This window comes from Ochrobactrum sp. PL_is483, from assembly GCF_055816855.1.
This window is the reverse complement of sequence record NZ_JBVPGS010000030.1, coordinates 153,122-165,904: the sequence shown is the minus strand read 5'-3', so window position 1 is coordinate 165,904 and position 12,783 is coordinate 153,122. Positions and strand designations below refer to the sequence as shown.

At 59.0% G+C, this 12,783-nt stretch carries 18 protein-coding genes; 8 read left to right on the top strand and 10 right to left on the bottom strand.

All coding sequences use genetic code 11. The annotated features are described in order from the left end of the window. Positions 1 to 29 precede the first annotated feature (29 nt). The 5 genes from AC0TNJ_RS07245 to AC0TNJ_RS07225 all read left to right on the top strand — a co-directional run bounded on the left by AC0TNJ_RS07245 (position 30) and on the right by AC0TNJ_RS07225 (position 2,883). Positions 30 to 428, top strand: a complete 399-nt coding sequence (locus tag AC0TNJ_RS07245; protein WP_473768729.1) for an AtpZ/AtpI family protein — start codon at positions 30 to 32, stop codon at positions 426 to 428. A 164-nt stretch (positions 429 to 592) separates the two neighbouring features. Next, on the top strand, positions 593 to 1,342 hold the full coding sequence (locus AC0TNJ_RS07240; protein WP_036585971.1) for a F0F1 ATP synthase subunit A: 750 nt from the start codon (positions 593 to 595) through the stop codon (positions 1,340 to 1,342). A gap of 68 nt (positions 1,343 to 1,410) precedes the next feature. Beyond that, positions 1,411 to 1,638 carry a F0F1 ATP synthase subunit C gene (locus AC0TNJ_RS07235; protein WP_006466154.1) on the top strand — a complete coding sequence of 76 codons (228 nt, stop codon included), beginning with the start codon at positions 1,411 to 1,413 and terminating at the stop codon, positions 1,636 to 1,638. A gap of 137 nt (positions 1,639 to 1,775) precedes the next feature. Continuing rightward, on the top strand, positions 1,776 to 2,393 hold the full coding sequence (locus tag AC0TNJ_RS07230) for a F0F1 ATP synthase subunit B (protein WP_122000555.1): 618 nt from the start codon (positions 1,776 to 1,778) through the stop codon (positions 2,391 to 2,393). A 10-nt stretch (positions 2,394 to 2,403) separates the two neighbouring features. Beyond that, positions 2,404 to 2,883 carry a F0F1 ATP synthase subunit B gene (locus AC0TNJ_RS07225; RefSeq protein ID WP_122000554.1) on the top strand — a complete coding sequence of 160 codons (480 nt, stop codon included), beginning with the start codon at positions 2,404 to 2,406 and terminating at the stop codon, positions 2,881 to 2,883. Between the two features lie 283 nt (positions 2,884 to 3,166). On the opposite strand, the gene AC0TNJ_RS07220 is transcribed toward AC0TNJ_RS07225, so the two are convergent. Beyond that, positions 3,167 to 3,376, bottom strand: coding sequence for an NUDIX domain-containing protein (locus AC0TNJ_RS07220; RefSeq protein ID WP_473770696.1), 210 nt, complete (start codon positions 3,374 to 3,376; stop codon positions 3,167 to 3,169). Positions 3,377 to 3,404: 28 nt separating this feature from the next. Further along, a complete protein-coding gene (locus AC0TNJ_RS07215; RefSeq protein WP_473770695.1) occupies positions 3,405 to 3,896 on the bottom strand; it encodes an Lrp/AsnC family transcriptional regulator in 492 nt (163 codons plus the stop codon). A gap of 181 nt (positions 3,897 to 4,077) precedes the next feature. Between AC0TNJ_RS07215 and AC0TNJ_RS07210 the strand changes: the two genes are divergently transcribed. After that, the gene (locus AC0TNJ_RS07210) at positions 4,078 to 4,695 is read left to right on the top strand and encodes a LysE family translocator (protein WP_473770694.1); all 618 of its coding nucleotides are present in this window, start codon (positions 4,078 to 4,080) and stop codon (positions 4,693 to 4,695) included. Here AC0TNJ_RS07210 and AC0TNJ_RS07205 read toward each other — a convergent pair. Further along, on the bottom strand, positions 4,692 to 5,354 hold the full coding sequence (locus tag AC0TNJ_RS07205; protein WP_122003154.1) for a ribonuclease HII: 663 nt from the start codon (positions 5,352 to 5,354) through the stop codon (positions 4,692 to 4,694). The two genes, AC0TNJ_RS07210 and AC0TNJ_RS07205, sit on opposite strands and share 4 nt — an antisense overlap. A gap of 210 nt (positions 5,355 to 5,564) precedes the next feature. Next, positions 5,565 to 6,737 carry a PA0069 family radical SAM protein gene (locus tag AC0TNJ_RS07200; protein WP_473768725.1) on the bottom strand — a complete coding sequence of 391 codons (1,173 nt, stop codon included), beginning with the start codon at positions 6,735 to 6,737 and terminating at the stop codon, positions 5,565 to 5,567. A 206-nt stretch (positions 6,738 to 6,943) separates the two neighbouring features. Between AC0TNJ_RS07200 and AC0TNJ_RS07195 the strand changes: the two genes are divergently transcribed. Next, positions 6,944 to 7,450, top strand: coding sequence for a glycosyltransferase family protein (locus AC0TNJ_RS07195; protein WP_473770693.1), 507 nt, complete (start codon positions 6,944 to 6,946; stop codon positions 7,448 to 7,450). 54 nt (positions 7,451 to 7,504) lie between these two features. Here AC0TNJ_RS07195 and AC0TNJ_RS07190 read toward each other — a convergent pair whose 3' ends face one another. The 4 genes from AC0TNJ_RS07190 to nhaA all read right to left on the bottom strand — a co-directional run bounded on the left by AC0TNJ_RS07190 (position 7,505) and on the right by nhaA (position 11,032). Next, positions 7,505 to 8,422: a 4-(cytidine 5'-diphospho)-2-C-methyl-D-erythritol kinase gene (locus AC0TNJ_RS07190; RefSeq protein WP_473770692.1), complete on the bottom strand. Its 918-nt coding sequence runs from the start codon at positions 8,420 to 8,422 to the stop codon at positions 7,505 to 7,507. 72 nt (positions 8,423 to 8,494) lie between these two features. Next, the gene (locus AC0TNJ_RS07185) at positions 8,495 to 8,680 is read right to left on the bottom strand and encodes a hypothetical protein (protein ID WP_122003158.1); all 186 of its coding nucleotides are present in this window, start codon (positions 8,678 to 8,680) and stop codon (positions 8,495 to 8,497) included. 191 nt (positions 8,681 to 8,871) lie between these two features. Continuing rightward, a complete protein-coding gene (locus AC0TNJ_RS07180; RefSeq protein ID WP_122003159.1) occupies positions 8,872 to 9,744 on the bottom strand; it encodes a S49 family peptidase in 873 nt (290 codons plus the stop codon). 106 nt (positions 9,745 to 9,850) lie between these two features. After that, positions 9,851 to 11,032: a Na+/H+ antiporter NhaA gene (gene nhaA / locus AC0TNJ_RS07175; protein WP_122003160.1), complete on the bottom strand. Its 1,182-nt coding sequence runs from the start codon at positions 11,030 to 11,032 to the stop codon at positions 9,851 to 9,853. 211 nt (positions 11,033 to 11,243) lie between these two features. Here nhaA and AC0TNJ_RS07170 point away from each other — a divergent pair, with 211 nt between their 5' ends. Beyond that, positions 11,244 to 11,606 (top strand): VOC family protein, encoded by a 363-nt coding sequence (locus tag AC0TNJ_RS07170; protein WP_473768721.1) that lies wholly within the window; start codon positions 11,244 to 11,246, stop codon positions 11,604 to 11,606. 10 nt (positions 11,607 to 11,616) lie between these two features. Here AC0TNJ_RS07170 and AC0TNJ_RS07165 read toward each other — a convergent pair whose 3' ends face one another. Together AC0TNJ_RS07165 and AC0TNJ_RS07160 are read right to left on the bottom strand one after the other, a co-directional pair. Beyond that, a complete protein-coding gene (locus AC0TNJ_RS07165; protein WP_122003161.1) occupies positions 11,617 to 12,411 on the bottom strand; it encodes a methyltransferase in 795 nt (264 codons plus the stop codon). Further along, entirely contained in the window at positions 12,408 to 12,632 is a 225-nt protein-coding gene (locus tag AC0TNJ_RS07160; protein ID WP_122003301.1) for a putative signal transducing protein, read from the bottom strand. The genes AC0TNJ_RS07165 and AC0TNJ_RS07160 overlap by 4 nt, the downstream gene beginning before the upstream one ends. Positions 12,633 to 12,783 lie beyond the last annotated feature (151 nt).

Below are 12,783 nucleotides of genomic sequence, written 5' to 3'. Positions count from 1 at the left end.
CTCGTATTTCTTGAAAAAAGGAGCTGCCAATGGCGCGCGGGACTGAACCCGGAAAGCCATCCGGTGCGATCAAGAATACGAAGAATGAACCCGGTTCCGGGGAACTGGATCAGCGTTTGAACCGCCTTGAGGCCGAGCTGGCCAAAAAGGGTGTGCTCAAGCAGCCAGTTTCCGAGGATGAGCGATCGGCGACGGCAAGTTCGGTCGCGCAGGCCATGAAGATCTCCAGCGAGTTCATCGCAGGGGTTCTGGTCGGTGCGCTGATAGGCTGGTTCATCGATCGTGTCGCCGGTACGTCGCCCTGGGGATTGATCGTATTTCTCCTTCTGGGCTTCGGTGCGGGCGTCCTCAACGTGCTTCGTTCCGCTGGATATGTTGCCGAACAGGGCGGCATCAAGTCTAGCGCGGAACAGAACGACAAGAAATAGGGCTTGACGGGCTTCACGGTAAAGTTCGTTCAAGTGTAAGTGAACAAACGGGCCTTCTGGTCCGAGACTGAAACGCCTTTGGGCAGCAAGCTTGCCTTCAGGCAGCAGAGTTGCCTTCGGGCAGGCCAAATTGCCTTCGGGCAGGGAAGACAGACGAGGTTAAGGTGGCGAACGATCCGATCCATCAGTTCCAGGTTTCCCGGTGGATTCCCATCGACGTAGGCGGTGTGGACCTTTCGTTCACGAATGTTTCGGCCTTCATGGTCGCAACCGTCGTGGTCGCATCGGGCTTTCTCTACCTGACGTCTTCGGGCCGCGGCCTGATCCCGACCCGTCTTCAGTCGGTGTCGGAAATGGCTTACGAATTCGTGGCCACCAGCCTGCGGGATTCCGCGGGATCGAAGGGTATGAAATTCTTCCCCTTCGTCTTCTCGCTGTTCATGTTCGTTCTGGTCGCAAACTTCCTCGGTCTTTTCCCGTATTTCTATACGGTTACCAGCCAGATCATCGTGACCTTCGCGCTTGCCGTTCTGGTCATCGGCACGGTCATCATCTACGGTTTCTTCAAGCACGGTCTCGGCTTCCTCAAGCTGTTCGTGCCGAGCGGCGTTCCTGGCATCATCGTGCCGCTGGTTGTCGCCATTGAAATCATTTCGTTCCTGTCGCGTCCGATCAGCCTGTCGGTTCGTCTCTTCGCGAACATGCTGGCCGGCCACATCACGCTCAAGGTTTTTGCGGGCTTCGTCGTCTCGCTGGCAGCCCTCGGCCCCATCGGCATCGGCGGCGCTGTCCTGCCGCTCATCATGACGGTCGCGATCACCGCACTCGAATTCCTCGTAGCCTTCCTGCAAGCCTACGTGTTTACCGTTCTCACCTGCATGTACATCAACGACGCAGTACATCCGGGACACTGAGTTCAAGCCGGCGGGCGACCGCCAGAACTGAAATCCGCGCTTATATTCAAATCCAGAAGGAGCTTAACATGGAAGCGGAAGCAGCAAAGTACATCGGCGCCGGTCTCGCCTGTTTCGGTATGGCCGGTACGGCTCTCGGCCTCGGCAATATCTTCGGCAACTACCTCTCCGGCGCTCTGCGCAACCCGTCCGCTGCTGACAGCCAGTTCGGCCGTCTGGTGTTCGGTTTCGCCGTTACGGAAGCTCTGGGCATCTTCTCGCTGCTCATCGCGCTTCTGCTCCTCTTCGCCGTCTAATCAACGGTCGCAAGAAACGGGCTGGCCGCGATCTGTATCTCGAATGCAGCGCGGCTGGCTTTTGCATATGACGTCTGAGTAAGGCGCGATCCTTTTCCATCTGGATCGGATTGTGCTGGATTAAAGGGGAAATCTGGATGTTCGTGTCCACGGCGTTTGCCCAAACCGCCACCGAATCGCAACCGGCACCTGCTGCTGGCGAGCACGGCGCAGCCGATGCTGTGCACACCGAGACCGGGGTCGCCAACGATGCCGGACACGGCAGCGGCGTATTCCCGCCGTTTGATTCCACCCATTATGCTTCGCAGCTTCTGTGGCTGGCGATCACGTTCGGGCTTTTCTATCTGTTCATGTCGCGCGTGGTCCTGCCGCGCATCGGCGGCGTGATCGAAACCCGTCGCGACCGCATCGCTCAGGATCTCGAGCAGGCAGCCCGCCTCAAGCAGGATGCCGACAACGCTATTGCTGCCTATGAGCAGGAACTGGCCCAGGCCCGCACCAAGGCTGCTTCGATTGCAGAAGCTGCACGCGAGAAGGGCAAGGGCGAAGCCGACGCGGAACGCGCTTCCGCCGAAGCAGCGCTGGAAGGCAAGCTCAAGGAAGCCGAAGAACGTATCGCCGCGATCAAGGCCAAGGCCATGAACGACGTCGGCAATATTGCCGAGGAAACCACTGCGCAGATCGTTGAACAGCTTCTGGGCACCAAGGCCGACAAGGCATCGGTAACAGCAGCCGTCAAGGCCGCCAACGCCTGAGGAGAGGACAATGGACGCTACATTCTGGGCACTGATTGGCCTCATCATCTTTCTGGCGATCCTCGCCTATCTGAAGGTTCCGGGCATGATCGGCCGGTCGCTCGACGAGCGCGCTGACCGTATCAAGAACGAACTGGAAGAAGCCCGCACGCTTCGCGAAGAAGCCCAGCAGCTGCTGGCTGAATATCATCGCAAGCGCAAGGAAGCCGAAAAGGAAGCAAGCGACATCGTTGCTTCCGCCGAGCGTGAAGCCAAGGCGCTTCTCGAAGACGCCAAGCGCGCGACGGAAGAATATGTTGCACGCCGCAACAAGCTTGCCGAGCAGAAGATCGCAACGGCTGAAGTCGATGCCATCAATGCGGTTCGCGCTTCGGCAGTCGACCTCGCAGTCGCCGCGGCTGGCAAGATCGTTGCTGAAAAGGTCGATGCGAAGGTCGCAGGCAACCTGTTCAAGGATGCTCTGGCGCAGGTCAAGTCGAACCTGAACTGATCACGGCTCGCATAGTTTTCAGAAAAACGCCGCCTCGCAAGGGCGGCGTTTTTGTTTTACGTGCGGAAGTGTTTTTAAAACCGCTCTGGTCCGGGACCAGTTTTCATTCCGCCCAGGCTGCGGAACAGCGGGCGGTACTCTTCCAGGGCGAGATCATCCAATGCTTCCGCTTCCTGCGGTGTGAACCATCGCAGCTCCGTGTGCTCGCGGTCGCGAATGGCAGGCTGACCGTCCCATGCGGTGGAGGTATAGAGATGGAATGACGCTGTCGGATTTACGATCTCTATATAGTCGTGAGAAAAGAAAACGAACGCAGCGTCAGTCCAAGTTCTTCCTTGATTTCACGCCGGAGCGCGCTTTCGAAACTCTCACCTGCTTCCACGTGACCGCCCGGAAAACTCCACCGGTTCGGATAGGCGCGGCGATCAGGGCTGCGGCGTCCGAGTAGGACGCCTTCGGGCCCGATGAGAACTGCGTTGACGATATCCGGCATAAGGGGCTCCCATGGTCCGGAATTAAAATCAGTGTTCGTTATCGGTCAGTTGCGCAAGCGGCAGCTCTCCCTGTGACTTGACCGTCTGAATAGCGAAATTGCTTCGAATGTCGATGACGCCGGGAAGACGCAGCAGCGTGCCGGACAAGAACCGCTCGTAGGCGGCGAGATCGGCCACCACGACATGCAACAGAAAATCGGATTCCCCGGATACGAGATGACAGGAGAACACTTCAGGCAGAGTTTGCACCGAAGTGCGGAACGCCGTTGCTGTTTCCTCGTGATGACGCTCCACCCGGATGCCGACGAAGACCGTCAGCCCAAGCCCAACCGCATTGCGATCCAGGGCTGCGTGATAGCCCCGAATGACGCCCGCCTTCTCGAGCATCTTGACGCGGCGCAGGCAGGGAGAGGGCGAAAGACCGACTTTTTCTGCCAGCTGGACATTGGAAAGCCGGGCATCTTCCTGAAGTGCAGTCAGTATCTTGTGGTCGATGGCGTCGAGTTTGATTTTTGGCATGATCTCGCAACTTCAGTTGATTCATTGGCTGATTATACCAAAACCGGAAGACATTGCGCCACAAATCGCAAGGACATGCGCTTCTGTTCGCGGATATTCTCGAACGTGCAACTGTTTCGCAGTCGGTTTTAGGAACTTTCGCGCCGCGGTTAGCTTGGCATGATTTCTACAGGCGATAGCAATGAGCGAGATGTGGTTATACGCGGGGGCATTGGCTGCCGCTTTTCTTATTCCGGGACCGGATATGATCCTGTTGCTCCAGACCGGGGCAGCGCGGGGCAGGGGCCATGCACTGGCAGTTGCGGCTGGCCTTGCAATCGCGCGCACCTGCCATGTGGCTCTTGCTGCACTCGGTCTGGCGGCGCTTCTGCATGCCTTTCCCGTCGCGTTTCAGTGCGTGCGGATCGCAAGTGCTGGGTATCTGGTCTGGCTTGCTATCGGGATTCTGCGCCATCCCCTGCCGACAGTGGACGCGGTTGGCGGCCTGTGTGAACGGCGGTCCTATCTGGCTTCGGCCCGCAAGGGGCTTCTCACCAATTTGCTCAACCCGAAAGCGCTGCTTTTCTGTTCCGTCCTGCTGCCGCAGTTCGTTCACCCCGCAAATGGCAGCATCGCGCTGCAATTTGCGGTTCTTGGCGGCATCATGACGACGGTCGGCTTGTTGTTCGACACGCTCTATGCCTTTACGGGCTCCTCGCTCGGAACCCTGTTCAAACGTTATCCCGCCATACAGTCGGTCCAGCGCTGGGGTTTTGCAGCGCTGCTGTTCGGCTTTGCTGCCAAGCTGGCGACGGTTTAAACGCCGAAGCGATCCTTGATGGGGGCGAAAGTGTAACGGTGGATGCCGGGTACGGGACCAGCAGTCTCGATGGCGGCGCGGTGCCTTTCGGTGGCATAGCCCGCATGAATTTCCAACCCGTAGGGTGGATGCGCCGCACCGGCCCTGATCATCATGCGGTCCCGCGTGACCTTGGCGACGATGGAAGCCGCGGCGATCGAAATGGAGCGCTGATCCCCTTTGACGAGAGCAGAACCCGGGCAGAGAAGTCCCGGCGGAACATCGCGGCCATCGATCAGCGCGTGGCAGGGCCGCAGCGTCAGGCCGATGGATGCGCGCCGCATCGCTTCAAGCGCTGCCTTCCGGATATCGCTTCCGTCGATGCTGCGTGCGCTGAGGCTTGCAACCGAAACCGTTATGGCCTTCGCCAGAATGACGTCGTAGAGCGCCTCGCGTTTTGCAGCCGTAAGCCGCTTGGAATCGTCCAGCCCGTCCGGGAGATTGTCGATATCGAGCACGACGGCAGCGGCAACCACCGGGCCAGCCAGGGGGCCGCGTCCGGCCTCATCTATGCCGACGATATGTTTCAATCCACGTGCAAGCAACCTTTTCTCTTCCGAGAAGTCAGGCGCGATCGGGATATCAAAGAGGAGCGGAGAATCAGAAGCCGAGCGTTTCATTTGGCGGCAATGCTCGCATTGCTTCCGATTCTCCGCAAGGGCCCTGCTCGAGGATGGTGGCGTGAAAGCAGGCAGCCCCTCCGTCTGAAGGACAATCAGACGGAAATTCAACAGGCAACTGGCAGGCTGTGCAGGATTGGAACCGCTCCAACTATTTGTTTCATCGCATCATCCAACGCAAAACCGGCGCACACTTTTGCTGAAAATGCTCTAGAACAGCGAAAGCTGCTTGCCTCCCTTTTCGACCGGCTCGAACAGATCGGTACGTAATTGAAGGCGGCGTGCATTGAAGCCGAGCTTGCGCGCGGTTATTTCGAAACGGCGACCGATCTGCCATGCATAGGGGCCAGTGCCGCGCATGCGCTTGCCCCATTCGGCATCGTAATCCTTGCCGTCCCGCATGGAACGCACCAGCGACATGACGTGCCGGTAGCGATCCGGATAATTGCGCAGCAGCCAGTCCTTGAACAAGGGCGCGACTTCCAGCGGCAGGCGCAGCAGGACATAGCCGGCCTCGCGCGCGCCTTGCGCATAGGCGGCATCCAGAATGCGCTCGATCTCGTGATCGTTGATGCCGGGAATGACCGGCCCCATCATGACGGAGGCTGGAATGCCCGCATCGGCGAGTTTGCGGATGGCCTGAAGGCGCAGTGTCGGCGTCGAGGCGCGCGGTTCCATCGTGCGCGACAGATGAGCATCGAGCGTGGTGACCGACAAGGCGACCTTGGCCAGCCCTTTCTCCGCCATGCGGCTCAAAATATCGATGTCGCGCACGACGAGCGCGGATTTTGTCACGATGCCGACCGGATGATTGGCCGCCTCCAGCACTTCGAGAATTTCGCGCATGATGCGCCATTTCTTCTCGACCGGCTGATAGGGATCGGTATTGGTGCCGATGGCGATTGTCTTCGGTTGATAGCTGGGCTTGGCCAGCTCGCGCTCCAGAAGACGTGGGGCATCCGGCTTGGCAAACAGGCGGGATTCGAAATCGAGACCGGCAGAAAGCCCCATGTAACTATGCGTCGGCCGGGCAAAGCAATAGATGCAGCCATGCTCGCAGCCGCGATAGGGATTGATCGAGCGATCGAAACTGATGTCGGGTGAATCATTGCGGGTGATGATCGTCCGCGGCTTTTCGATCTGCACATCGGTCTTGAACGGCGGCAATTCCTCAAGCGTGGTCCAGCCGTCGTCGAAGTCGTGGCGCGTGGTCGGCTCGAAACGCCCGGTCGGATTAATGCCCGCGCCGCGCCCACGCCGCCGGGCGTGATCGATGCGCAAGCCGGCCTCGCCGATCACCGCATTGGCGTGATCCGCGCGCCCGCTACCGAAGGCAGCCCTGTCGGCCTGCTTGATGATATCTGCCTGCTGGATCACTTCCATCTTCGTCTCCCTGAATGGAAACATCTGGCCTTGTACAATCACGGCGACAGCGAACCCTGTCAGGTCCGGCAACTCTTCCGTTGCGCGTGCTGTGCCGCCATGCGACTCTGTTCTGATGAATCTATTCCTATAATAAGAATTAGAACAAAGCAAGAACATAAAAGTGTCGGCTTTCCGGTCACACGTTCTTGATATATGAAGCGCTCATGTTATCCGTCGTCATCGAGACCCTGAATTCTGAACGAGCGCTGGCTCACACGCTTTCGGCACTGGTGCCGGCTGTTGTGGAAGGTTTGTTGCGTCGCGTGACGGTTATCGACAGGGGATCGTCGGATGAAACCGCTCTGGTCGCGCTGGGGGCGGGCTGTGCGTTTCATTCCGAAATGGACATTGAGGCGGCGCTCGATGAAATCCGCACGCCATGGGCGCTGCTGCTGAGGCCCGGCGCTATCCCGCAGGAAGGCTGGGAGGAGGCGCTGCGTCGCCATATGGAAAATGGCGGCGGGGCCGCGCGCTTTTCATTGCCGGAAGATAGCGGTTTGGGGACGGTCCGCAAAATCTTCGGCCACAAGACGACGCTCGATGCCGGACTTCTGGTGCGCCTCGATGTGGTAAAGCCGCTTCTGCTTGATGGCGTGGCGTTCGATCAGCTTCCGCAGCGTTTGAAGCCCATCCGGCTCAAGCATTCCATCCTGCCGCCCGACGAAGACTGAACAAGCAAAAGGCGAAGCCAGAAGCTCCGCCTTTTTCAACCGACATGTGGGTTTTCAGGACGGGACGCTTTGGGTCGCGATTACGAACCAATCGGGTCTTTCGGCTGAGAGATGTCCAGCGGCCCGTTCGGTGGCAGCAATGTCCTCGTAGATCGCATAGCAGGTGGCGCCTGATCCCGACATTTGTGCGTAAAGCGATCCGCTCTCGCGAAGCAGGTCGAGCTTGGCGCCGATCCGCGGTGCAAGTTTCAATGCCGGGGACAGGAGATCATTTCGGGTTGTTTGCAGATAAGCGCAAAGAGAGCCGATATCCGGGTGCGAGGCAAGTGCCAGCGCTGGATGATCGCGCTTTTCAAGCGCGCGAAAAACATCTGGGGTTGCAACGGCAGTCCCGTCATTGACGAGCAGCATGGGCAAGGCGGGGAAGCCGCTGACCGGGGTTAGCTCTTCACCGATTCCGCGGGCGGCAAGCGGCGTCCCCTTCAATGCGCCATGCAGACACATGGGCAGGTCCGCGCCGAGGCCGAGCCCGATTGAGGCAAGCCGATCGAAACCGAGACCGAGCCTCCACAACTCATCGAGTGCGAGCAGGGTTGCGGCTGCGTCGCTCGATCCGCCGCCGATGCCTGAAGCAATCGGAAGGTTCTTTTCCAGATGGATCGCGACAGGCGGCGAAATCCGCTGTGTCTCGCCGCGCAGCGCCTCGCGGGCCTTGAGAATCAGATTGCCGCCGTCGAGCGGTATGCCCTTTGCGAAAGGACCGCTGACCGTAAAGCTGTCCTCTTCCGCAATTTCGACCCGAATAATATCGCCATAGCGCGCAAAGACCACCAGCATGTCGAGCAGATGATAGCCATCGTCACGACGCCCCGTCACATGCAGCGCGAGATTGATCTTGGCGGGAGCCAGACGCGTCACCGCACGCGGAGAACCGGCATCGGCATGTGTTTCGGTTTTCGGGAACATGTTCATTTCTGCTGGTGGACCTGAACACGAGTGACGGCGATCGCACCGCTTCGCCGGCAATTGTTCGTGACGGAAAGGTCAGTCCTTCTTGACGTAATATTCGCCGGTCTTGGGGTCCTGCACCAATGTGCCGTGAGCCCGGTTCTGCGCTTCCTTTTCCGCCTGACGCACGCGCTGCGACACGCGCGCGGCTTCACGCTTGAACGAGCGGTAGCCGTACCAGGCGGCGGCGATGATCAGCAGCAGAAATATGAGCTGGGGCATGGCCTCAATTCCTTAAGGTTGCGCATCGGATTGCCGGATCGCGAAGGCCGAAACGCCGTATATTCATGGAGGGGCGGGAAGCGGCCCGCCCCGCTTTTTGACACCATATCATGGTGAAACGAAGGAATTCAAAGCATTGGTGGGAAAATCGGCGGTGTTTTTCGCCGAAGCATTATTTTTCCCAATATTCTTTAAAGCCCGTAACGTGCCCAAAGCGCTTTTTCCTCTGCTACCGAAAGCAGGCCGTCGCCCAGATGCGCGGCGATGGAAGCCGGTTCAAGATTGCCAAGCGCCATATCCACGCCGGGAACCTTGCGTCCCAAAAGGCCGCGCTTCTGTTCAACCAGCTTCAGCTTGACCTTGTCGCCATAGGTTTTGCGCAGGAAGCTGCGCATGTCGCCAAGCCCGTCGATCAGGCCAAGCTGTTGCGCCTTGATGCCGGTCCAGAACAGCCCGGTAAACAGGTCTTTGTCGTCTGCAAGCTTGGTTCCGCGCCGTTCCTTCACCATGTCGATGAAGGTTTCGTGGATTTCGAGTTGCAGCGATTTCAGCCGTTCGATGTCAGCCTTCTTTTCTGGCTGGAACGGATCGAGCGTCACCTTGTTGGAGCCAGCCGTATAGACCCGGCGCTCAACGCCGATCTTCTTCAACAGTTCAGGGAAACCGAACGAGGCCGACACCACGCCGATAGAGCCAACGATGGACGATGGATCGGCGATGATCTCATCCCCCGCCAGCGCGATCATGTATCCGCCCGAGGCGGCGACGTCTTCGACGAAGATGAAGACCTTTTTCTGATGTTCAGCGGCAAGATCGCGGATGCGCCTGTAGATCAGCCGGGATTGTACGGGTGACCCGCCGGGCGAGTTGAGCGAAATGGCAACGGCAGGCGCTTCCTTGTCGGTGAACGCCTTTTCAAGAACCGCTGCCGCCGACGCCAGTGAGAGCATCGGCCGGAAGGCAGAGCCGCCGGACATGATCGCGCCATGCAGTCGCACGACTGGTATCTCGATCGAAACCGGGCGGAAGCGGCGTGGAACAAGACGCGTCAATAAACCGGGCAAGGCAAACTCCTGAACTGAAATCTCTCAGCCGCAATGTAGGGAGCAATATGGGAAACACAAAGAAAACCGCCCGGAAATTTGTTTCCGGGCGGCGGTATTTGTTTCGTCAGGCGTTTTTCGGCTTCGTGACCAGCCGCAGCAGAATATAGCCGCAAATCGCCGACAGGCCTGAACCGGCGAGCACGCCGATCTTGGTTTCGGCCTGCATGAGTTCGGACGGGAAGGAGAGGAGGCCGATGAAGATGCTCATCGTGAAGCCGATCCCGCACAGGACCGCTACGCCGTAAAGCTGCACCCATGTCGCGCCGAGCGGCTTTTGGGCAAGGCCCGTCTTGATGGCGAGCCAGGCTGCGCCGAAAACACCAAGCTGCTTGCCGATGAAGAGGCCGAGCATGATGCCAAGCGTGAGTGTGTCCCGCATTACCGAGGCGTCGAGACCTGCGAACGATATGCCCGCATTGGCGAAGCCGAAAACAGGCACGATGAAGAATGCGACGGGCTTGGCCAGCGCATGTTCCAGCACATGCAGAGGCGAGGTCATATCGTCGGGCTTGCCGGGCGCGGGTTTCAGCGGAATCATCAGCGCCGTCACCACGCCTGCGACCGTTGCATGAACGCCGGAATTCAGCACGAAGAACCACAGTGCTGCCCCGCCGACCAGATAAGGCAGCAGCTTCATCACGCCCATGCGGTTCATGGCGAACAGAACCAGGGCGGCGGCGAAAGCCGCGCCAAGATAGGGCAGGGAGATTTCAGCCGTGTAGAAAATGGCGATAATCACGACCGCCGCAAGATCGTCCAGAATGGCGAGCGTCGCCAGAAACACCTTGAGGCTGGAGGGGACCCGCGATCCCAGCAGCGACAGCACGCCAAGCGCAAAGGCGATGTCGGTTGCGGAGGGCACGGCCCAGCCGCGCACCTTGGCGGGATCGTGCCAGTTGAGCGCGGTAAAGATGATGGCTGGCAGGATGACGCCGCCAGCGGCGGCAATGCCGGGCAACATGCGGTTTGGCCAGCTTGCCAGCTGTCCGTCGAGAAACTCGCGTTTGATTTCCAGGCCCACGAGCAGGAAGAACACCGCCATCAAGGCGTCGTTGATCCAGTGAGAAAGGCTGAGCGGTCCGATATAGAGGTGCAACGCTTCGAAATAGACGTGCGAGAACGGAGAGTTCGCCACAATGAGCGCGAGTGCTGCCGCCGCCATGAGGCTTATGCCGCCTGCGGATTCGCTATCGAGGAAGCGCCGCATGATCGATACGGGGCGGCTATTGTCTGGGCTGTGGTTCATGGGTTCCCGTTGCCTGTTCTTATCTGTTTGTTGTCTGCGCGTTTTCGGAAAAGGGCGGCGGGGAGCCGCAGAACGAAAATTGCGGTTTAGGAATATTGGCTCGAATATAGGGTTTCAATCAAAATCACCTGCCTTGATTGAAATAGGCAAGTTCTGGGTCGTTGGAACTTATGAAATGCTGCCGTGTTATCCGATCCGGGAGGAGACCGCGATGGCGCTCACAGCAATTTTTGCCCAGCTCACCTGTTCCGATCTTGAACGCAGCACGGAATGGTTTGCGACGATCTTCGACCGCAACCCCGATGCACGGCCGATGGACGGGCTGGCGGAATGGCATCATGGGCCAAGCGCGGGGTTCCAGCTTTATCTGAACCCGGCCGATGCGGGGCATGGTACGCTGACGCTGATCGTCGGCGATGTGCGGGCCGAACATGCGCGGCTTTCATTCGATGGGATTCGCCCCGGAAATATCGAAGCCGCCGACTATATGATGATTCTGAAATTGCGCGACCCCGACCGCAATCTGGTCGTGCTGGCCCAGCCGAGAAGTCAGAGCGCATCCCGAAAAGTGTGAAACGCTTGCTCTAAATGAGGGCATCAAGCCCGTTATTGATGCCGTCGGCGCGCGGCGTGAAACCATGCCCCTCGCCGCCATGGAGAATGAGCGCCGGCATCAGGGAAAGACCCGCGCGGCTCCCGCGTGTGCCTGTCGCGACGATGCGGATTGCCGCCGCGTCTGGCCGTGGCTGGACGGGGACGATCTTCACGCCGCCAAACCGTCCTGAAAGTGCTTCGAGAATGGCAGAAATGGAACCGGGGCGGGCGATGATGGCAATGCCGCCGCCGGGTTTCACGATGGCTGCCGCGGTGCGCACCCATTGGTCGAACATGCCTTCGGGCATGACATGCGCTTCCGCCTTCAATGGATCGGGGGTGCTGCGATCCCGCGCTTCGTTGAAGGGCGGGTTCATGATGGCGAAATCGAAGCTGTTGTCGGCAAGTCCGGCGGCGATGCGCGCCTTGCCTTTGAGCGATACGTCGGCTTCGATCACGCTGATGCGCCCTGCCAGAGCGGCATTCAGTGGATGGTTGATGCTCTTGCGGGCAAAACCGGCCATGAAACCGGAACGCTCGACGAGGGTGATCGCGGCTCCGGGGCAGCGGGAGGCGACGGCAAGCCCGGCAGCGCCCGCACCGCTGCCAAGATCGGCCACGCGCCCGGCGAAACCGTTTGGAACAGCGCTTGCCAGAATCATCGCATCCACGCCGGAGCGATGGCCTTTCAATGCGGGCTGGACGAGATGAAATGCCCCACGATGAAACACATCCAGCGTTTCTGCGGCCTCATTTTCAGTTTCCGAACCTGTTTCCGAATTCATTGATCGCGCAGTTCGTGTTCCATCTCGGCATCAATCAGAATTTGCCGCGCTTCCTCAAGCTGCTCCTCGCTGACCAGAAGCCGGCGCGGTAGCACGCCCAAAGAGCCTTCGATGATGCTCATATTCGTGTCGGCAATGAAATAAGCGATCCCGGCCTCTTTCATCAAGGCCTCGGCAAAGGACAGCAGAACGGAATCATTCGTGCGCATAAGTTCGATCATTTGAACAGTTTGTAGCGAATGCACCGCATTGACAACAGCTTCCTTCAATGGTGAACAGGCGTTGGAATAGTAACGCTTTGAGGGCGCTTTGGGGGCAGTTGCGTCTTGAGCAATCCGGGCAGCTTTAATAGTGTGGCCGGGCAGCTAGGAG